The organism is Caulobacter sp. GW821-FHT09H08 (assembly GCF_059415885.1).
The window spans coordinates 99,885-117,890 of sequence record NZ_JBWKOC010000003.1 but is presented as its reverse complement, the minus strand read 5'-3'; the positions used below and the strand labels follow the sequence as shown (position 1 = coordinate 117,890).

The following is an 18,006-nucleotide window of genomic DNA, read 5'->3' as shown; positions in this document are numbered from 1 at the left end:
TACCAATGGTCACGCTGGAAACCTGGGCCACCGGCTATTGCCGGGCGCGCGGCTATGTCGACCCGACACCGGGTCCGGCCGGGCTTTGGATGCGGATCGACCTGCCCGAGCAGGTGGGCCGGCATGTGCTGAGCGCCTTCGATCCCGACCTCTATCGACGCGTGGTCGCGGGCGTCACCGAGCCGTTCGTCTATGTCGAAGCCCTGGCTTCGCGCGAGGCGGTGCAGGCCATGGTCCCTGACAGCTGGACGTTCCGCGACACCCACTGGCTGATGTCGACGACGCTGTCCGTCGCCGAGACCGCCTTGCCGACCGGCTATGTCGCCCGGCTGATCGAGACGCCGAAGACGGTGAACATCGAGGTCGACGCCCCCGACGGCAGCCTGGCCGCCGTGGGCCGATGCGGCCTGGATGGCCAGAACGCCACCTTCGACCGCATCGTCACCGAGGAGGCTCACCGTCGCCTGGGCCTCGGCCGGGCGATCATGAACCGACTGACCGCCGCCGCGATGGCGCGGGGCGTGACGACCGGCGCCCTGATCGCCACCCCCGACGGCCGCGCGCTCTATCGGACCATGGGCTGGTCCGAGGTCGGCGAAGTGACCTCCGTCATCAGCGGCTAGACGGCCGCGAGCTCCATCTTACCCACCCGCTCGGGATCGCCGACGGCCGAGATCTCGACGATCCGGCCGTTCTCGACCTTGATGTCGATGACCAGCATCAGCTTGCCCAGCGGGGCCACGACAGCGCCGATAACGCCGTCGATGAGGGCGCTGCGGGCCGTCTTGGCCAGGCCGTCGTAGTAGGTCGCGACCGCCGCGTTGCCGACCAGCTCCTTGGCCTGGCCGCGACCGGCGAAGGCGTCGGCGCGGAAGACGACGTTGGGGTCGAGCACAGCCATCAGGCCCGCGAAGTCGCCCGTACGCGAGGCGGTCAGAAAGGCGTCGACCACGCTCTTCTGCGCCACCTGGGCGTCGTCCAGCGGCGCCTCGCCGCCACGCACCCGGCGGCGGGCGCGGCTGGCCAGTTGGCGGGCGGCGTCGGGCGTGCGCTCGACGATCGGAGCGATCTGCTCGAACGGCATGTCGAAGAGATCGTGCAGCACGAAGGCGATGCGCTCGGCCGGGTTCAGCGACTGCAGCACGACCAGCAAAGCCAGGCCGACGGAGTCGGCGAGAATGGTCTCGCGCTCGATGGCGTCCTCGCCGCTGACCGAGGGCTCGGGCCCGCCTTCCAGCAGGGCGTCCTCGCGACGCGACTTCTTGGAGCGCAGCATGTCCAGGCATACGCGCGAGGTCACCGTCGTCAGCCAGGCCGACAGGTTGTCGACGCCGCTAGTGTCGGCGCGCGCCAGGCGCAGCCAGGCCTCTTGCACCGCGTCCTCGGCCTCGGGCAGCGAGCCCAGCATGCGATAGGCCACGCCTCGCAGGCGGGCCCGGTCGGCCTCGAATTTCTCGGCCAGATAATTTTTTTCGCTCATGGCGGTCACATCGCTCCGTCGGCTTCCGTCACACCTTCGACGAACGCGAACCGCCGGATGTGACCGGCTCCGGCGTCGAACCGAAACAAAAGCCCACGGAGATTCCGATGCAAGCCCGCATGAAACAGCCCGCCTTCCTGCTGCCCGACGCCATGAAGGCGCTGATCGCCCTGTCCAAGTCCGCCCATGTCGAGGGCGTGCCCGAGACCCTGCACGAGCTGCTGCACCTGCGCGTCAGCCAGATCAACGGCTGCGGCGTCTGCCTGGAGATGCACGCCCGCAACGCCGCCAAGTCGGGCGAGAGCCCCGAGCGCCTGGCCACCGTCGCTGGCTGGCGCGACACCCCCTACTTCACCGACGCCGAACGCGCCGCCCTGGCCCTGGCCGAAGCCGTGACTCGCATCGCCGACAAGGCCGACGGCGTGCCGGACGACGTCTGGAACGAGGCCGCCCGTCACTATGACGAGAAGGCTCTGGCGGGGCTGCTGATGAGCATCTCGGCGATCAATGTCTGGAACCGCCTGAACGCGGCGACGCGCCAGGTGGCGGGGTCGCTGGGGTTCTAACCCCAGCGCCGTCAGAGCCGCCGCGGATCGTAGTCGTGGCGGCCCAGGCTCTCGAAACGGCCTTCCTCGGCCTTGTTGATGTACTGCGCGGCGACCAGCCAGCTCTTCACGGGGCGCAAGGTCCCCAGGCAGCCCAGGATCAGGGCCGGAAAGGTCGTCAGCAGGTGGATCCAGATCGGTGGATGCCAGGCCACCTCGGCCCAGGCGAACAACGCGATGACGACAATGCCGACGCCGCTCATTACGAAGAAGGCCGGTCCGTCGGCCGGGTCGGCAAAGCCGTAGTCCAGGCCGCAGCGCTCGCAGGACGGCGCCAGCTTCAGGAAGCCCCGGAACAGCTTGCCCTCGCCGCAGCGCGGGCAGCAGCACTTGAAGCCGGCTTCGACCGGCGTCGGGCTGTCGTACACTTGGTAGTCGGTCATCGAAGACCCCTTCCTACAATCGCAGGATTGATCCATACATTGCGAGAATAATGTATGGAAATGAGCCGATGCCCGCAACTAAGGGATCACCGAATCCGGCGGCTGCGTGGTTGCGTCGCATCGAGAGCCTGGACGGCCCGGCCTATCGCCGCATCGCCCAGGCGCTCGAGAACGCGGTGGCCGAGGGCGAGCTGCAGGCCGGCGACCAGATCCCCGCCCAGCGCGAGGTCGCACGGCTGGTCGGGATTGACTTCACTACCGTCACCCGCGCCTACGCCCTGGCCCGCGAGCGCGGCCTGATCGAGGGAACGACTGGGCGCGGCACTTTCATCCGTTCACGGACGAACGAGGATGAGGCCGGCCTGGTCGACCTCTCCATGAACCTGCCGCCGCCTCCGCTGGGGCTGAACCTGGCCGCCCTGCTGCGCGAGACGACCGGCGCGATCCTGGCGCGGACCGATCCGGCGACCCTGATGGCCTACCACCCCGGCGCGGGCTCCCTGGCCCAGCGGACGGCCGGCGCGGCCTGGCTTGCGCCGGTGCTGGGCGAGGTCGCGCCCGAGCGCGTGGTCGTGGCCAGCGGCGCCCAGACGGCGCTGTCGGCCCTGCTGGACCACCTGACCGCGCCGGGCCACACGATCCTGGTCGAGGCCTTCGCCTATCCTGGTCTCCTGACCACGGCCGCCCGGCGCGGCGTGAAGGTGGTGGCGTGCCCGCTGGACGCCGAGGGCCTCGAGCCGGAAGCCCTCGCGCGTCGGGTCGCCGAGCATCGCCCGCGCCTGATCTGCTGCACCCCGACCTTCCAGAACCCGACGGCGGCGACCATGGGTCTGGCGCGGCGCGAGTCGGTCGTGAACATCGCGCGCAGGGCCGGCGTGACGATCATCGAGGACGACGCCTACGGCCTGCTGCCGGCCGCGCCCCAGCCCGCCCTCGCGGCGCTCTGGCCGGAGGGTGTGTTCCACGTCGCCACCACCGCCAAGGCGCTCTCGCCCGGCCTGCGGGTGGCCTATGTCGTTGCGCCGCCGGGGCGAGCGGAGGGCCTCGCGGCGACGCTACACAGCATCGCCCAGATGCCCGCGCCTCTGATGGCGGCCGTGGTGACCAGTTGGATCCGCGAGGGCGTCGCGGGGCGACTGCTGGCGGGGATCCGGGAAGAGGCCATGGCGCGACGGGCCTTGGCAGAGGAGTTGCTGCCGGCGGCGGTCGGCGGGCTCGAGAGCCTGCATGTCTGGCTGCCGGGGGCCGTAGCGAGCGCGGCGGCGCGGGAGCGGGGCCTGGCGCTGGTCGGGGCCGAGGCGTTCCGGGCGCCAGGCGTGGCCGGCGAGGGCCTGCGGATCTCGCTGGGCGCGGCGGGGAAGCGCGGGACGTTGGCGCGGGGGCTGCGGGCGTTGGCGGGGCTACAAGCCCCCTAGTCCCAAGCTCCGATTTCCCCGGCGAATGCTGGGCCCAGATGGAAGAGCGCTGGAGCGGGCTCTAGAAACACCGCGCCCATCCAAACAGGCCCAGCGCCTTGAGATCTGGATCCCGGCATTCGCTGGGAAGATCGAATGAAAGAAGCCTCTAGTACTCGACGTCGTCCTCGCCTTCGCCCTCACCGTCCCCCTCGCCGCCCATGGCGTTCTCGAGGCTGTCGATGATGTCGTCCATCTGGTCGGGCGTGATCGAGACATAGAGCGACTCGCCGCCGATGGCCGAGACCAGCAGGCGGTAGCCGTCCTCGGTTTCCTGCAGGCTGAACGATTGGAGCGGCAGGAGCTTGGCCATGGGGGATCCTTCGCGGAAATTCGAGGCGCTCATCTAGAGGCTTGAGGATCCTACTTCAACGCCCCGCGCACCAGCATGGCCACATGCGTCGTGATCAGTTGCCCGCGGTCGACCCACGGGAACTCCGGCCGGGCGATCAGCAGCGAAACCAGGCCGTGCAGGCCGGCCCACAGCGACTGGGTGGCGGCCATGACGTCGTCCTCGGCCGTCAGCCCCTTGGCGTGCAGCTCGCTCACCATCTCGACGAAGACCGCGAAGACCTCCTTGCCGGCCGCCATCGGCTTTCCGCCGGTCTTTTCCAGAAACGACCCGTCGACGCTCTTCTCCAGCATGAAGGCCACGCGGTACGCATCCGGATGGTCCAGACCAAAGTCGATATAGACCCGCAGGCAGCGCTCGAAGTTCTCCGGCGTCGGGGTGTAGTCGACCCGGGCGTCGCCCATCCGCTGCCCCAGGATCGCGAAGGCCCGCACGCACAGCTCGGCGGCGATGTCGTCCTTGGTGGTGAAGTAGGCGTAAAGCGCCGGCTGCGAGATGCCGGCGATCTCGGCGATCTGGCGGGTCGAGACCGCGTGCACACCCTTCTGGGCGAACAGGCTCTGCGCGGCGTCGAGAATCTCCTCGCGGCGCTCGGCGCCCTGGCCCTTGGGCTTGCGCGGCGAGCGGGTCTTCAAAGTCGTCATCCTGAGTCCTTGGCGCCGCCTTGCCAGCTTGACAAGGCAGCATTATCAATCACTGATAACTTATCACTGATCGATTTGGAACAGCGTATGTGGCGAACCCCGCTCCCTCCCCTGGCGGTGTTGCTCCTGGCGACCACCTTGAGCGCGTGTAGCGCAAAACCCAAGGCCGATGAACCGGCCCCCGCCACACCGGTCGAGGCCGCGCGCGTCGCCGCCCCCGGCGCGTCCGGATCGGTGAGCGGCGCCGGCACACTGGAGCGCCGCCGCGAGATGGCGCTGTCGTTCCGCATCCCCGGCGTTCTGACGTCCATGCGGGTCGAGGCCGGCGACAGCATCCGGGCCGGCGAGGCCATCGCCGCGATCGATCCGGCCGGCGTCGACGCCCGCCAGCAGCAGACCGCCGCCGACCTGGAACGGGCCCGCCGCGACGTCGAGCGCGACAAGACCCTGTTCGACAAGGGCTATGTCAGCCGCCAGCGCATCGACGACCGCACGAGCGCGCTGAAGGCCGCGCAAGCCGCCTATGACGCCGCCCGCTTCGATCGCCGCTGGGCCAGCCTGGTTTCGCCGGTCTCCGGCGTCGTCTTGGAACGCCGCGCCCAGGCAGGCGAGGTCGTGGGCGCGGGCCAGGTGGTGGCGCGGGTCGCCGACCTCTCCAGTCCGTTGGTCCTGCGCCTGCCGCTGGCCGCGCGCGAGGCGGCCAAGGTCCGCGTGGGCGACGTCGCCCAGGTCACCGTCGACGATCTCGGAGGTCAGCCTCTCTCCGGCCACGTCACCCGCGTCGGCGAGGCCGCCGACACCCGCACCGGCGCGGTCGCCGTCGAGATCGAGCTCTCTGCTCCGCCCGCCGCCCTGCGGAGCGGCCAGGTCGCTCACGCCGTGCTGCAGGTCCGCGCCGCGCCGGGCGCGACCGCCGCCTATGCCCGCATCCCAGCCGAAGCGGTGCTGGAGGCCACCGGCAAGCGGGCCTTCGTCTATCGGTTCGACGGCGGCAAGGCCCGCCGCACGCCGGTCGGCTTCGGCGGCTTCGACGGCGACGACGCCCTGGTCTCGGGCCTGCCTGACGGCGCCCAGGTGATCACGGCCGGCGCCGGCTTCGTCGCCGATGGCGAGGCGGTCCGCGTGATCGATCCCACCCGCCTCGACGCCGCCAAGGGGCGCTAGGCCATGAAGTTCGATCTGGCGACTTTCGCCGTCCGCCGCTGGCAATTCACGCTGGTCGCGTTCGGCCTGCTGATCATGCTGGGGATCAACGCCCTCTCCAGCGTCCCGCGCTCGGAAGACCCGCACTTCCCGACGCCGATCGTCATTGTCCGCGCGGTGCTGCCCGGCGCCGAGCCGACCGAGATCGAGCAGTTGATCGTCGATCCGATCGAAGACGCCGTCGACGGCCTCGACGACATCGACAAGGTCGAGTCCACCGCCGTGGACGGCGCGGCGGTGATCCGCGTCCACTTCACCTGGGACGTCGACACCGAGCGCAAGTACGACCAGGTGGTCCGCGAGGTGAACGCCATCCGGGGCAACCTGCCGGCCGGCCTGCAGCGACTGCAGATCGAGCGCGTGCGCACCACCGAGGTGGCCATCGTCCAGGTCGCCCTGACCTCCGACACCCTGCCCATGCGCCGCCTGGAAAAGACCGCCGACCGCCTGCGCGAACGGCTGGACCGGGTGCCGGGCGTGCGCGAGGCCAAGTACTGGGGCGCGCCGGAATCCGAGGTGCAGGTCACGCTGGACCTCGCGCGCCTCGCCGCCCTGAGGCTGCCCGCCACCGCTGTCGCCGACGCCCTCAAGGCCAATGGCGCCGAGGCTCCGATTGGCGCGGTCCAGGCCGGCGAGCGGCGCTTCAACGTCAAGTCCGGCGGCGCCTTCCGCTCGCTGGAAACCATCGCCGACACGCCCGTCCGCTCGATCGGCGGCCAGGTCACCCGCGTGCGCGACGTCGCCACCGTGGCCTGGGCCCAGGCCGAGCCCACGCACCTGACCCGCTTCAACGGCAAGCGCGCCATCTTCCTGACCGTGAACCAGAAGGACGGCCAGGACGTCGCCAAGATCACCAAGGGCGTGCAGCAGGTGCTGGACGACTACGAGAAGACCCTGCCCGCCGGCGTGAAGCTGGAGCGCGGCTTCGTGCAGGCCGAGAACGTCAAGCACCGGCTGACCAACCTGTTCCGCGACTTCGGCATCGCGCTGGCTTTGGTGCTGATCACCCTGCTGCCGCTGGGGCCGCGCGCGGGCCTGGTGGTGATGGTCTCGATTCCGCTGTCCCTACTGATCGGCCTGACCATGCTGCAGGCGTTCGGCTTCACGCTGAACCAGCTGTCCATCGCCGGCTTCGTGCTGGCCCTGGGCCTGCTGGTCGACGACAGCATCGTCATCACCGAGAACATCGCCCGCCGGGTGCGCGAGGGCGAGGATCGCACCGAGGCCGCCATCAACGGCACGCGCCAGATCAGCCTGGCGGTGCTGGGCTGCACGGCGACCCTGATGCTGGCCTTCCTGCCGCTGATGGCCCTGCCGGCCGGGTCGGGGGCCTATATCAAGTCGCTGCCGGTGACGGTGCTCAGCACCATCGCCGCCTCGCTGCTGGTCTCGATGACCATCATCCCGTTCCTGGCCAGCCGCCTGCTGGACAAGCACTCCGATCCCGAGGGCAACGCCCTGCTGCGAGCGGTCAATGACGGCATCCACCGCTTCTACCGCCCTGTGCTGCACCGGGCCCTGGCGCGGCCATGGGTGACCATGGGCATCCTGCTGGCCATCTGCCTGACCACCCTGCCGCTGGTGAAGCTGGTCGGCTCCAGCCTGTTCCCCTCGGCCGAGACCCCGCAGTTCCTGATCCGCATCGAGACGCCCGACGGCTCGTCCCTGGCCCGCACCGACCGCGCCCTGCGCTATGTCGAACAGCGCGTGAAGGCCGAGCCGGACGTGGTCTGGGAAGCGGCCAATCTGGGTCGCGGCAATCCGCAGATCTTCTACAACCGCAGCCAGCGCGAGAGCGCCACGACCTTCGCCGAGGTGTTCGTCAGCCTGAAGCGCTGGGAGCCGGGCCACAGCGACAAGGTGCTGGACGGCCTGCGCAAGGACTTCGCCAGGTTCCCGGGCGCGCGGATCAGCGTCGTCACCTTCGAGAACGGCCCGCCCATCGATGCGCCGGTGGCCGTGCGCCTGACCGGCCAGAACCTGGACGTGCTCAAGGCCCTGTCGGCCCGCGCCGAGGCGATCCTGAAGGCCACGCCCGGCACGCGCGACGTCACCAACCCGATCCGCCTGGATCGCACCGACCTCGACCTGGGCGTCGACGAGGCCAAGGCCGCCGCCCTGGGCGTACCCGCTGGCGCCCCGCGCCGCATCGCCCGCCTGGCGCTGTCGGGCGAGGAGACCGGCCGCTTCCGCGATCCGGACGGCGACGACTACGCGGTCAAGGTGCGGCTGCCGATGGCGCAGGTCGACGGCGCGGCGCGCAATCCGCTGTCGGCGCTCAAGGGCGTCTATGTCCCGACCGCCGACGGCCTGGCCGCGCCGCTGGACGCCATAGCCACGCCGAAGCTCAAGTCCAGCCCCTCGCGCATCGACCGCTTCGACCGCGAACGGACGGTGACGATCAGTTCGTATGTCCAGACGGGGTTCCTGGCCTCGGCGGTGACGGAGGACGTCGTCGCGCGCATGGCCAAGGAACTCCCCTTGCCGCCGGGCTACCGCCTGTCACTGGGCGGCGAGGCCGAGGCCGCGTCGGAGAGCTTCGCAGGGTTAGGCGCGGCGGTGATGATCGCGGTGTTCGGCATCCTGGCCGTGCTGGTCCTGGAGTTCCAGAAGTTCAAGACCGCCCTGGTCGTGGCCGGCATCATCCCGTTCGGCGTGTTCGGCGCGGTGCTGGCCCTGGCCCTGACCGGCTACTCGCTATCGTTCACCGCCACCATCGGCGTGATCGCCCTCATCGGCATCGAGATCAAGAACTCGATCCTGCTGGTCGACTTCACCGAGCAGTTGCGCCGCGAGGGCATGAACCTGCACGACGCCATCGAGAAGGCCGGCGAGGTGCGGTTCCTGCCGGTGCTGCTGACCAGCGTCACCGCGATCGGCGGGCTGCTGCCGCTGGCGGTGGAGCGCTCGGGTCTCTACTCGCCCCTGGCCATCGCGATCATCGGCGGGCTGGTGACGAGCACCCTGCTGAGCCGGGTGGCGACGCCGGTGATGTACTGGCTGACGGCCAGGGGCAAATCGGACGCGCTTGCCCCCACCTGACCAGCTTACGCAGGTCGTCCGCCCCCGGAGGGGGCGGAAGGTGGCGCGCGATCCTTCTTCCCCCTCCGGGGGAGGAGGGCCGCAGGCCCGGAGGGGACGAGTAACACGCCCCCTTGCCTATTATACGATCGTACAGCAACACTATCCCCTTCTCAGGGGGAGAACATCATGGCCACCACGCAAACCCGCGACGCCGTCATCATCGGCGGAGGCCATAACGGCCTCGTCTGCGCTTTCTACCTGGCCAAGGCCGGGCTGAAGGTCACGGTCTGCGAGGCCCGGGGCGTGGTCGGCGGGGCCGCCGTGACCGAGGAGTTCCATCCCGGTTTCCGCAACTCCGTGGCCAGCTACACGGTCAGCCTGCTCAATCCCAAGGTCATCGCCGACATGGGCCTGCGCGACTACGGCCTGACCTTCCTGGAGCGGCCGATCTCCAACTTCCTGCCGCTGTCGGACGACAAGTACATCAAGCTGGGCGGCGGGCTGGAGCGCACCCAGGAGTCGTTCAGCAAGTTCAGCCGCCGCGACGCCGAGATCCTGCCGGCCTACTACGCCATGCTGGACGACATCGGCGACGTGCTGCGCGATCTGGCCCAGGAGACCCCGCCGAACCTGGGCGACGGCCTGCCGGGCCTGCTGCGCGCGCTGCGCCAGGGCGGCCGTCTGGCCAGGCTCTCGCGCGAGCGTAAGCGTGACGTCCTGGACCTCTTCACCAAAAGCGCCCGCGACGTGCTGGACGGCTGGTTCGAGAGCGATCCGGTCAAGGCCGCCTTCGGCTTCGACGCCGTGGTCGGCAACTTCGCCAGCCCCGACACGCCCGGCTCGGCCTATGTGCTGCTGCACCACACCTTCGGCGAGGTGAACGGCAAGAAGGGCGCCTGGGGCCACGCGGTCGGCGGCATGGGCGCGATCACCCAGGCCATGGCCAAGGCCTGCGAGGCGGCCGGGGTCGAGATCCTGCTGAACGCGCCGGTCGAGGGCGTCCATATCGACGGCGGAAAAGCCGTGGGAGTGCAGATCGCCGACGGCCGCCAGGTCATGGCCCCGATCGTCAGCGCCAACGTCAATCCGGCCCTGCTCTACAAGAAGCTGGTGCCGCCCTCGGCCCTGACCGGCGACTTCCGCAAGGCCGTCGACGGCTACAAGAACGGCTCGGGCACCTTCCGGATGAACGTGGCCCTGTCGGAGCTGCCGGACTTCACCTGTCTGCCGGGCAAGGCCGTGGCCGAGCACCACCAGTCGGGCATCGTGATCTCGCCCAGCCTCGACTACATGGACGCCGCCTATCGCGACGCGAAGGCCGACGGCATCAGCAAGGCGCCCATCGTCGAGATCCTGATCCCCTCGACCATCGACACCTCGCTCGCGCCTCCCGGCCAGCACGTCGCCAGCCTGTTCTGCCAGCAGTTCGCGCCGGAGCTGCCGAACGGCCGCTCGTGGGACGACGAGCGCGAGAGCGCCGCCGACCTGATCATCGACACGGTCGACAAGTGGGCCCCGAACTTCAAGGCCTCGGTGCTGGGCCGCACGATCCTGTCGCCGCTGGACCTGGAGCGGAAGTTCGGCCTGATCGGCGGCGACATCATGCACGGCCACATGTCGCTGGATCAGCTGTGGGCGGCCCGGCCGTTCCTCGGCAACGCCAGCCACCGCGCGCCGATCAAGGGCCTCTACATGTGCGGCGCCGGCACGCACCCCGGCGGCGGCGTCTCGGGCAATCCCGGTCGCAACGCGGCGCGCGAGATCCTGCGCGACAAGGACTTCACCACGGCGGTGAAGCTGTCGGTGGTGGGGCGGTGATGCGGCCGGCTCACTTGCCCCCACCTGACCTGCTCCGCAGGTCGTCCGCCCCCGACGGGGGCAGAAGGAGACGCGCGACCTTCTTCCCTCTCCGGGGGAGAAGCGCCGCAGGCGCGGAGGGGGCGAGCCAGTGACCCAGATCTCCAACGAAGATCCCCAGGCCGACTGGGGCCTACCCGGCTGGATCTACGGCTCCGAGCGCTTCTTCCGCGAAGAGCAGGACAAAATCTTCCGGCCGTCGTGGCAGATCGTCTGCCACCTGAACGACATTCCCAAGGCCGGCGATTTCCACACCTTCGACTTCGTCGGCGAAAGCCTGGTCGTGCTGCGCGGCAAGGACGGCGGGGTGCGGGCCTTCGCCAATGTCTGCCGCCACCGGGGCGCGCGGCTGCTGGACGGGCCGGTGGGTCGCTGCGGCGGTCGGATCGTCTGTCCCTACCACGCCTGGACCTACGACCTGGAAGGCCGACTGATCGGCGTGCCGATGCGCGACGACTATCCGGCCCTGCAGATGCACGAACAGGGCCTGGCCAGGATCGAGACCGAGATCTGGCGCGGCTTCGTCTTCGTTCGCATCGAAGGGGAAGGCCCGTCGGTCGCGACCATGATGGCCCCCTACGAGGACGAGGTCGCCCACTACCGCTTCGAGGAGCTGCAGCCGTTCGGCCGCGTCACCCTGCGGCCGCGCGAGGTGAACTGGAAGAACATCAGCGACAACTATTCGGACGGCCTGCACATTCCCGTCGCCCACCCCGGCCTGACGCGGCTGTTCGGCAAGGGCTACGGCGTCGAGGCCAAGACCTTCGTCGACAAGATGTGGGGCCAGCTGATCGATGAACCGTCGGAGAGCCCGTCCGAGCGCCTCTACCAGGACCTGCTGCCGGACGTCCCGCACCTGCCGGACGACCGCAAGCGGCTGTGGACCTATTTCAAGCTCTGGCCGAACTTCGCCTTCGACATCTATCCGGACCAGGTGGACTTCATGCAGTTCATCCCCGTCTCGGCCGAGAAGACCATGATCCGCGAGATCGCCTACGCCCTGCCGGACGAGCGGCGCGAGATGAAGGCGGCGCGCTATCTGAACTGGCGCATCAACCGCCAGGTCAATGCCGAGGACACCGAGCTGGTGGCCCGCGTGCAGCAGGGCATGGCGTCTCGGACCTTCACGGCTGGGCCGTTGGCGACGAGCGAGGTTTCGCTCAGGAGCTTCGGCCGGAAGATGCGAGCGCTGGTGCCAGAGAGCCGCTTGGCGCGACCGCCGGAGGGGTGGTGAGCGGCCGCGCCGCCTTCACCCGCGAGACCGCCGACGTCCGCCGCCAGGCCCTGGTCGCGGCGGCCGAAACCGTGCTGGCCCGCGAAGGCGTCGGTGGAACCTCGGTCCGCACTATCTGCGCCGAGGCCGGCGTCTCGCCGGGCCTGCTGCGGCACTATTTCGAGGGTGTCGACGACCTGATCGCGGCGGCCTACGAGGCCGTCGGCCAGCGGATCGACGCGGCCCTGGACGCAGCGCTCGAGGCCGCCGGCCCGACGCCGCGCGGACGGTTGCTGGCCTATCTGGGCGCCAGCTTCGCGCCGCCGGTGCTGGATCCACGCTTGCTGGCCGCCTGGATCGGCTTCTGGTCGCTGGTGAAGACCAAGCCGCGCATGGCGGCGATCCACGCGGCCTCCTATGCCGACTTCCGGGCCCGGCTGGAGGGCCTGCTGGCCGACGCCGGAGCGCGCGACACCCGGCTGGCGGCGATCGCGCTGACGGCGACGGTCGACGGGCTCTGGCTGGAGTTGTGCCTCGATCCGGCGACGTTCCGGTCGGACGAGGCGATGGCGATCGTGGAGCGGGCGCTGGCGGGGTGGCTGGACTAGAGCCGAGCCGAAACCTCGCCCTTCGACAGGCTCAGGGTGAGGTTTCTAGGTCAGCGCCAAAAGTCGTCCTCACCCTGAGCTTGTCGAAGGGCGAGGACGCACCCAGCCCCTATTCGTCCTTCACCACCGTCCCGCCCTTCATCACCTTGGCCACCTTGGTCAGCACAGACACATCCGCCAGCGGATCGCCGGCCACCGCGATCAGGTCCGCGTAGCAGCCGGCCGCATCGCATCCGACCTGGCCCGTCTTGCTCATCAGCTCGGCCGCCACCGTCGTCGCCGACTGGATCGCCTGCATCGGCGTCATGCCGTACTTGACCATGTAGGGCATCTGCTGGGCGTTCAGCCCGTGCGGATAGACGCCGGCGTCGGTGCCGTAGGCGATCTTGACCCCGGCCTTCACCGCCTTGCGGAAGCCCTCGCGCTGGGCCTCGGTGGTCTCCCAGTTCTTGCGCAGGGTCTCGGCCGGCCAGCCGTGGGCCTTGCCATATTCGTCGATCCAGTCGCCGTCATAGATGTCGGCCACCAGGAACACGCCCTTGGCCTTCATCATCGCGATGGCCTCGTCGTCCATCAGCGAGCCGTGCTCGATCGAGCGCACCCCGGCCTTCATGGCCACCTTCATGCCGCCCGCCCCATGGGCGTGGGCGGTGGCGTAGGTCCCGCGCTTGGCGGCCTCCTCGACGGCCGCGCGGATCTCGTCCTCGGAAAGTTCCAACTGGCCGGGCTCGGTGCCGACGGTCAGCACGGCGCCAGTGGCGATGAGTTTCAGGAAGTCGGCCTTGTGGGCCAGGATGTTGGCGGCCTTGCGATGCGCGTCCGCCGCGTCCTCGACCACCCCCACCCGCATCTCGGCCGGGATGCCGACGTCGGCGGCGATGCCGGTGACCTCCCCGCCGCCGCCGGGGATGGTGATGTAGGCGCCGGCCACCGACATGCGAGGACCAGGCACGAGGCCATTGTTGATCGCGTCACGCAGAGCCACATCCCCGAACGCCCGCCAGGTGCCGACGTCGCGCACGCTGGTGAAGCCGGCCATCAAGGTCTTGCGGGCGTGGTCGGCGGCGATGAACGACTGGTAGGCGGCCGTGGTCAGCAGCGGCTCGGCGATGTTCTCGGTCTGCTCCTGGTCCACCAGGTGGGTGTGCATGTCGATCAGGCCGGGCAGGACGGTGAGCTTGGACCAGTCGGTCACCGCGCCGTCCTTGGGCATGCCCTTCCATGGCGCGACCGAGGCGATCCTGCCGCCTTCGATGCGGATCATCTGGTCGGTCAGCACCTTGCCGGCCTGCGGGTCCACGAGCTTGCCGGCGCGGACGTAGGAGACCTGAGCGCTGGCGACGGCCGGCGCCAGGGCGGCCAACAGAGCGAGGGCGGCCAGCTTCACGAGGCGATCTCCGAGAGGGGGTGGGCGGAACGGGCGGTCAGGAAGCGGACGGGCAGGCCGGCCGCCAGCAGCACCAAGCCCCAGAGGGTGGCCGAGACGCCGGCGCCATAGAGGGTCCAGATCGAATAGAGCGCCGCCAGGATCGCCAGCACGGTCAGGAGCATGGACGCTCCCATCCGCCTCTGCTGCTGCAGGCGCAGGGCGGCCAGGGCGCTGAACAGGTAGGTGAACAGGCTGGCCGAGGTCGCCAGCAGGGCGATGAAGGTGAAGAGGTCGGCCATCGACCTGGCGTAGTTCATCAGCACCAGGACGGTCAGCAACGTGCTGGACAGCACGTGGGCGCGCACCGGCGTACCGCGCTTCGACGGCTTGCCCAGGAAGGCCGGGAACACCCCGTCGCGGGCCATGGCGTAGGGCATCTCGCCCTGCAGCAGCACCCAGCCGTTCAAGGCTCCGAAAGCGCTGATCGCGGCGAAGCCGGCCAGCACCAGCTTCAGGTCCCCGCCGCCGTGATAGCCGACGAAATCTGCGAACGGGGCGTTGGAGTTCTTCAACACGTCGGCCGGCGACAGCAGCACCACGGCCGAGCAGACGACCAGGTAGATCAGCCCCGTGAAGGCCGTGCCGTAGAGGGTGGCCTTCGGGATGGTCTTGGTCGGCTCATGCACCTTGTCGGCGGGCACGGTGGCCGACTCCAGGCCCAGCAACGCCCACAGGGTCAGGGTCGCCGCGGCGGTGATCGCGCCGGCCGACAGCTGCGAGGGCTCGAACGGCGTCACGGCCGCCCCGCCCTTGCGCGCCACGACCGCGACGGCCAGGCCCGCGACGGCGATCAGGGGCAGCAGCTTCAGGATGGTGGCAACTACCTGCAGGCGCCCGGCCGACTTGGAGCCCCAGCAGTTGACCGCCGTCAGCCCCCAGACCAGGGCGACGGTGACGATGGCGTGCAGGCCCGGGACCTTGGCGATGGCGGGCGCGAAGACCGACAGATAGCTGACGCAGCCGACCGCGATCGCGGCGTTGCCCACCCACATCGAGATCCAGTAGGCCCAGGCGACCATGAAGCCCGCGGTCGGGCCGAACGCCTCCTGGGTATAGGCCAACGGACCGCCGGCGCGCGGGAAGGACTCCGCCAGGCGCGCATAGACGAAGGCCAGGCACAGCGCGCCGCCGATGGTCAGCATCCAGGCGATCACGGCGTTCCAGCCGTAGGGCGCCAGCGAGGCAGGCAACATGAAGACGCCCGAGCCGATCATGTTGCCCACGACCAGGGCCGTGCACATCCACAGGCCCAGCGGGCGGGCGCTCGACGACGCCATGGTTCCCCCCAAACGCAAAACAAAAAAGGGGCGGCCCAACAGGGCCGCCCCTCGCTGACCAGACGCGAACTAGAACTTCTTCCCGAGCCGGACGCCCATGGTGCGAGGCTGGTTCGGGACGATGTAGTACTGGGTTCCGCAGACGCTCTCGGCGCATTCGGCGTAGCGGTTCAGGCTGGCCCGCTCGTCGAAGAGGTTCTTCATGTAGACCGACAGCGACAGGCCGTCCCGGTCGATCCCCGCGGAGACGTCGACGGTCTGCCAGCCCTTCTGCTTGCCGATGATGCCTCGCTCGACGATCCGCAGGTCGGTCCAGTTGCTGGTCTGGCCCACGAAGGCGCCCTGGACGTAGGCGTCCCAGTCATCCCAGGTGAAGTCGTAGCGCGCCGTGAGGTTGGCCTTGAACTTCGGCGTCACCGGCAGCTGCGTGCCGTCCGGCGCCTGTGGCGTGGCGCAGGTGGTGACCGGGTTGCCCGAGGCGTCGGTGAAGCCGCAGTAGTTGGCCGTCAGCTTGGCCTCGGTATAGGCCGCCGCCGCATTGATCGTGAAGCCGTGGAACGGCGACCAGGTCACGTCGCTTTCCACGCCCTTGATGCGGGCCTGGTTGGCGTTCTTGATCTCGGTCAGGCCGTTGGCGCCCAGGATCGAGAACTGGAAGTTGGACCAGTCCTCCATGAACACCGCGCCGTTCCAGCGGACGCTGTTGTCGAACCAGGTGGTCTTCCAGCCGGCTTCGTAGTTCTTCAGGTAGTCGGCGTGGTAGGGCGGCAGGGTCGAGCGACGATTGATACCGCCCGGACGGAAGCCCTTCGAATAGGTGGCGTAGACCAGCCGATCGTCGTCGATCTTGTAGGTCAGGGTCACCTTCGGCGAGTTGCCGCTTTCCTTGACGCCCTTGTCCAGGTTCGTACAGGGCGAGCCCGCCACGACCGGCCCCTTGAAGCACGCCCGCTCGCCGGTCGAACCGTAGCCGGTCCCATAGCCGTAGAAGCCGACCAGGGTGTTGTGCGCCTTGAAGAAGCGGATGCCGGCGGTCAGCATCAGCTTGTCGGTGATGTCCCACTCGGCCTGGCCGAACACGGCCTTATCGCGATCGACCCGCTCCTGGTTGGTCAGCCAGATCGTGCCCGGACGCCCTGGCACCGACAGCGTGCTGCCCAGCTGCGCGATCTGATAGTTCTGGAAGATGTGGTGCTGCTGCTTCTGGTAGAAGGCGCCGGCCACGACCCGCAGCTTCTTGTCCTGCGGCGAGGCGATGCGGATTTCGTGGCTTTCCTTGCGGTAGTTGTCCTTGCCGGAGATGTACTGCGAAGGATTGACCAGGTTGCCGGCGTTGTCGGTCCAGTAGAAGCCGTAACCGACCTGATCGTAGAAGTACGAGTAGTCGGTGTAGTCCTGGTTGGTCCAGTCGTTGCGCTTCAGGTACGAGCCCGCATAGGTGACATCGAGATTGGCCACCTGGCCCTCGATGGTCATGGCCGCCTGGACCCACTTGTCCTTCGACCCTTCCGGATAGAAGTGCGTCACCTTCAGGTCGCCGACCTTGGGATCGAAGGCGAACAGGCCGTTGGCCTTCTGCACCTGGCCCATGACCTGGGGCGTGATCACCCAGTTGTCGTCGAGCTCGATGCGCAGGGCCGCGCGGCCGCCCTGGGTGTAGACGGTGTTGTAGTCGTCCTTGGCCCGGGCCTTGTTGTTGATCGTGTAGTTGTTGGTCGGATCGTTGTCGCCGCGCTCGTAGGTGCGCGTGCCCAGAACGTTGTCGATATAGCCCGCGTCGCGGACGTCCCAGCCGACCACCCGCACCGCGACCTTGTCGGACAGCGGGATGTTCACGAAGCCCTCGATCGTATGGCCCGCGCCGCCGTGTTCGACCTGGTTCAGCTCGACGTCGACGCCGGCGGCGAAACCGGCTGTCGAGGGCTTGTTGGTGATGATCCGCAGCGTGCCGGCCTGGGAGCTGGCGCCGTACAGGGTGCCCTGCGGACCGGCCAGGGCCTCGACCCGGGCGATGTCGTAGACGTGGATGTCCAGCGCGCCCTGGATGGTGGTGACCGGCTGTTCGTCCAGATAGACGCCGACGCTGGGCAGCGAACCGGAGTGGTTGCCGTCGCCGCCGCTGGCGACGCCGCGCATATAGACCTGGCCGAAGCCCGGACCCGAGGTCGTGAACGACACGCTGGGCAGGAACTTCACATAGTCGACGAAGGCGGCGACCTGCAGCTGCTCCAGTTTCTCTCCCCCGAGAGCCTGGATGCTGACCGGTACGTCCTGCAGATTTTCGCTGCGCTTTTGCGCGGTGACCACCACCTCTTCCAGGGCGGTGGAACTTTGGCCGGCTTGGGCCTGGGCGTACGCGACGCCCGTGAACATCGTAGACGCCATGAGGGCGGCAGAGCAGATGCCGATCCTCGTCACTCGAACCGATCCCGACGACATACAGTCGCTCCCCTTACGGCTTTGATAGGCAGGACGTT

The 18,006-nt window shown here is 69.0% G+C and carries 15 protein-coding genes; 8 read left to right on the top strand and 7 right to left on the bottom strand.

The window, feature by feature from the left end; translation table 11 throughout:
• The first annotated feature begins 5 nt into the window (after window positions 1–5).
• Window positions 6–623, top strand: coding sequence for a GNAT family N-acetyltransferase (locus tag AC07NN_RS10300; RefSeq protein WP_494640348.1), 618 nt, complete (start codon window positions 6–8; stop codon window positions 621–623).
• Here AC07NN_RS10300 and AC07NN_RS10295 read toward each other — a convergent pair.
• Window positions 620–1,480, bottom strand: coding sequence for a sigma-70 family RNA polymerase sigma factor (locus AC07NN_RS10295; protein WP_494640346.1), 861 nt, complete (start codon window positions 1,478–1,480; stop codon window positions 620–622). The genes AC07NN_RS10300 and AC07NN_RS10295 overlap by 4 nt on opposite strands.
• A gap of 107 nt (window positions 1,481–1,587) precedes the next feature.
• On the opposite strand from AC07NN_RS10295, the gene AC07NN_RS10290 reads away from it, so the two are divergent.
• Complete coding sequence (locus AC07NN_RS10290) at window positions 1,588–2,046, top strand: carboxymuconolactone decarboxylase family protein (protein ID WP_494640343.1); 459 nt, start codon at window positions 1,588–1,590, stop codon at window positions 2,044–2,046.
• 11 nt (window positions 2,047–2,057) lie between these two features.
• Here AC07NN_RS10290 and AC07NN_RS10285 read toward each other — a convergent pair whose 3' ends face one another.
• Entirely contained in the window at window positions 2,058–2,468 is a 411-nt protein-coding gene (locus AC07NN_RS10285; protein ID WP_494640339.1) for a DUF983 domain-containing protein, read from the bottom strand.
• Window positions 2,469–2,518: 50 nt separating this feature from the next.
• Between AC07NN_RS10285 and AC07NN_RS10280 the strand changes: the two genes are divergently transcribed.
• Window positions 2,519–3,883 (top strand): aminotransferase-like domain-containing protein, encoded by a 1,365-nt coding sequence (locus AC07NN_RS10280; RefSeq protein WP_494640337.1) that lies wholly within the window; start codon window positions 2,519–2,521, stop codon window positions 3,881–3,883.
• A gap of 148 nt (window positions 3,884–4,031) precedes the next feature.
• Here AC07NN_RS10280 and AC07NN_RS10275 read toward each other — a convergent pair whose 3' ends face one another.
• On the bottom strand, window positions 4,032–4,235 hold the full coding sequence (locus tag AC07NN_RS10275) for a hypothetical protein (RefSeq protein ID WP_494640335.1): 204 nt from the start codon (window positions 4,233–4,235) through the stop codon (window positions 4,032–4,034).
• A 50-nt stretch (window positions 4,236–4,285) separates the two neighbouring features.
• Window positions 4,286–4,918, bottom strand: coding sequence for a TetR/AcrR family transcriptional regulator (locus AC07NN_RS10270; RefSeq protein ID WP_494640333.1), 633 nt, complete (start codon window positions 4,916–4,918; stop codon window positions 4,286–4,288).
• 75 nt (window positions 4,919–4,993) lie between these two features.
• Here AC07NN_RS10270 and AC07NN_RS10265 point away from each other — a divergent pair, with 75 nt between their 5' ends.
• The 5 genes from AC07NN_RS10265 (at window position 4,994) to AC07NN_RS10245 (ending at window position 12,823) form a co-directional block, all read left to right on the top strand.
• Complete coding sequence (locus AC07NN_RS10265; protein WP_494640331.1) at window positions 4,994–6,082, top strand: efflux RND transporter periplasmic adaptor subunit; 1,089 nt, start codon at window positions 4,994–4,996, stop codon at window positions 6,080–6,082.
• 3 nt (window positions 6,083–6,085) lie between these two features.
• Window positions 6,086–9,163: an efflux RND transporter permease subunit gene (locus tag AC07NN_RS10260; protein WP_494640329.1), complete on the top strand. Its 3,078-nt coding sequence runs from the start codon at window positions 6,086–6,088 to the stop codon at window positions 9,161–9,163.
• Window positions 9,164–9,331: 168 nt separating this feature from the next.
• Window positions 9,332–10,963 (top strand): phytoene desaturase family protein, encoded by a 1,632-nt coding sequence (locus AC07NN_RS10255; protein ID WP_494640327.1) that lies wholly within the window; start codon window positions 9,332–9,334, stop codon window positions 10,961–10,963.
• A gap of 130 nt (window positions 10,964–11,093) precedes the next feature.
• The gene (locus tag AC07NN_RS10250) at window positions 11,094–12,236 is read left to right on the top strand and encodes an aromatic ring-hydroxylating oxygenase subunit alpha (RefSeq protein WP_494640325.1); all 1,143 of its coding nucleotides are present in this window, start codon (window positions 11,094–11,096) and stop codon (window positions 12,234–12,236) included.
• Window positions 12,233–12,823 carry a TetR/AcrR family transcriptional regulator gene (locus AC07NN_RS10245; RefSeq protein ID WP_494640323.1) on the top strand — a complete coding sequence of 197 codons (591 nt, stop codon included), beginning with the start codon at window positions 12,233–12,235 and terminating at the stop codon, window positions 12,821–12,823. The genes AC07NN_RS10250 and AC07NN_RS10245 overlap by 4 nt, the downstream gene beginning before the upstream one ends.
• Before the next feature lie 109 nt (window positions 12,824–12,932).
• On the opposite strand, the gene AC07NN_RS10240 is transcribed toward AC07NN_RS10245, so the two are convergent.
• From AC07NN_RS10240 to AC07NN_RS10230, 3 genes are all read right to left on the bottom strand, one after another.
• On the bottom strand, window positions 12,933–14,210 hold the full coding sequence (locus AC07NN_RS10240; RefSeq protein WP_494640321.1) for a metal-dependent hydrolase family protein: 1,278 nt from the start codon (window positions 14,208–14,210) through the stop codon (window positions 12,933–12,935).
• Window positions 14,207–15,529 carry an amino acid permease gene (locus tag AC07NN_RS10235; RefSeq protein ID WP_494640319.1) on the bottom strand — a complete coding sequence of 441 codons (1,323 nt, stop codon included), beginning with the start codon at window positions 15,527–15,529 and terminating at the stop codon, window positions 14,207–14,209. Before AC07NN_RS10235 ends, AC07NN_RS10240 begins: the two co-directional genes overlap by 4 nt.
• 69 nt (window positions 15,530–15,598) lie before the next feature.
• A complete protein-coding gene (locus AC07NN_RS10230) occupies window positions 15,599–17,968 on the bottom strand; it encodes a TonB-dependent receptor (RefSeq protein ID WP_494640317.1) in 2,370 nt (789 codons plus the stop codon).
• Between the last annotated feature and the right edge of the window lie 38 nt (window positions 17,969–18,006).

What these genes read in the sequence shown, in the direction of transcription:
- AC07NN_RS10300 (WP_494640348.1), top strand. Translation starts at nt 6, where the DNA reads ATGGTCACGCTGGAAACCTGGGCCACCGGCTATTGCCGGGCGCGCGGC.
- AC07NN_RS10295 (WP_494640346.1), bottom strand. Translation starts at nt 1,480, where the DNA reads ATGAGCGAAAAAAATTATCTGGCCGAGAAATTCGAGGCCGACCGGGCC.
- AC07NN_RS10290 (WP_494640343.1), top strand. Translation starts at nt 1,588, where the DNA reads ATGCAAGCCCGCATGAAACAGCCCGCCTTCCTGCTGCCCGACGCCATG.
- AC07NN_RS10285 (WP_494640339.1), bottom strand. Translation starts at nt 2,468, where the DNA reads ATGACCGACTACCAAGTGTACGACAGCCCGACGCCGGTCGAAGCCGGC.
- AC07NN_RS10280 (WP_494640337.1), top strand. Translation starts at nt 2,519, where the DNA reads ATGTATGGAAATGAGCCGATGCCCGCAACTAAGGGATCACCGAATCCG.
- AC07NN_RS10275 (WP_494640335.1), bottom strand. Translation starts at nt 4,235, where the DNA reads ATGGCCAAGCTCCTGCCGCTCCAATCGTTCAGCCTGCAGGAAACCGAG.
- AC07NN_RS10270 (WP_494640333.1), bottom strand. Translation starts at nt 4,918, where the DNA reads ATGACGACTTTGAAGACCCGCTCGCCGCGCAAGCCCAAGGGCCAGGGC.
- AC07NN_RS10260 (WP_494640329.1), top strand. Translation starts at nt 6,086, where the DNA reads ATGAAGTTCGATCTGGCGACTTTCGCCGTCCGCCGCTGGCAATTCACG.
- AC07NN_RS10255 (WP_494640327.1), top strand. Translation starts at nt 9,332, where the DNA reads ATGGCCACCACGCAAACCCGCGACGCCGTCATCATCGGCGGAGGCCAT.
- AC07NN_RS10235 (WP_494640319.1), bottom strand. Translation starts at nt 15,529, where the DNA reads ATGGCGTCGTCGAGCGCCCGCCCGCTGGGCCTGTGGATGTGCACGGCC.
- AC07NN_RS10230 (WP_494640317.1), bottom strand. Translation starts at nt 17,968, where the DNA reads ATGTCGTCGGGATCGGTTCGAGTGACGAGGATCGGCATCTGCTCTGCC.